The sequence below is a fragment of the Bacillus sanguinis genome, assembly GCF_018332475.1.
Lineage (GTDB): Bacteria > Bacillota > Bacilli > Bacillales > Bacillaceae_G > Bacillus_A > Bacillus_A sanguinis.
Window position 1 is genome coordinate 1 of the sequence record NZ_BOQB01000593.1, and the last position, 1,048, is coordinate 1,048.

Here is a 1,048-nt window from a genome sequence, read left to right on the forward strand (position 1 = left end):
TTTAATACGATGTTATTTTAATATACTTCAAATTTTGTTGTGTATTATTTTTATATTAAATTAGTTATTTAAGTATTTTTTTTTATAAGGAGTAATAATTAGAGAAATGAAAAATATAGATTTTATACTAGAAAGTGATGAGGCATTAAAACCGTCTGAGCGATTAGTACTATTATTATTAGAAAAGCATAGAATGTTATATACGAACGATCTATTAGCGTTATCTAATTTATCATATAAAACATTAACAGATTCATTAACGGCGCTTGTTTTAAAATCATATGTGTTAAAGGAAACAGGTAAGGGAAGAAGACAGAATTGTTATAGATTGGTATGATAAGATTGCTGATTTTAGAGAATTCCTACTATTTTTTCAAATGTAAGGAGAAATATCATTTTTATTTTCGAATGAAAAACACTCTATGATGCACACTTGAATATTTGGATTTCGTTTTTGTTAATGATAATTGTATTAGTGTTAAAAATAGAAAAATAAAATAAACTGCATAAAACAGAAATAAAAAACAACCCGTTTTTAAAACGGATTGTTTTTTTATTGGAATAATATTATAAGATGAATGGAAAACTGGAATAATTATTCTACTTCACTTGTATACTTTTCAGGTAATAATTCCATTACGTTACATTTTACAAGTTCACCATTATAAGAAAGTATAACGTTCGTATTTTTTCCGTAATCACTTATTAATTCTCGACACATACCACATGGAGCAACAACCCAACATTTTTCTATATCTTCATGAGGGTGTGGGTGAGCGACTGCTACAATGGTATCAAATTCATGATCACCTTCTGAAATAGATTTTCCAATTGCCATAGCTTCACCACATACTGTTATTCTTCCAACATTCGCTTCAACATGCACTGCTGCATAAATATTACCTGTTTTAGTGCGTACTGCTGAACCGATATGATGACGGCCATATTTATAGTTTTTTTCGATTACTTTTTCAGCCGCTTTAATTAAATCATAGTCTTCACTATTTAAAGGTATTACTTGTAACATAATTTCTCCTCCATACTAAAC

2 protein-coding genes are annotated in these 1,048 nt (G+C 28.1%); one reads left to right on the top strand and one right to left on the bottom strand.

Annotated elements, in window-relative coordinates:
• Window positions 1-106 precede the first annotated feature (106 nt).
• Window positions 107-337 carry a hypothetical protein gene (locus KI369_RS28740; RefSeq protein ID WP_000789031.1) on the top strand — a complete coding sequence of 77 codons (231 nt, stop codon included), beginning with the start codon at window positions 107-109 and terminating at the stop codon, window positions 335-337.
• Window positions 338-595: 258 nt separating this feature from the next.
• Here KI369_RS28740 and KI369_RS28745 read toward each other — a convergent pair whose 3' ends face one another.
• The gene (locus KI369_RS28745) at window positions 596-1,027 is read right to left on the bottom strand and encodes a cytidine deaminase (RefSeq protein ID WP_000942267.1); all 432 of its coding nucleotides are present in this window, start codon (window positions 1,025-1,027) and stop codon (window positions 596-598) included.
• Between the last annotated feature and the right edge of the window lie 21 nt (window positions 1,028-1,048).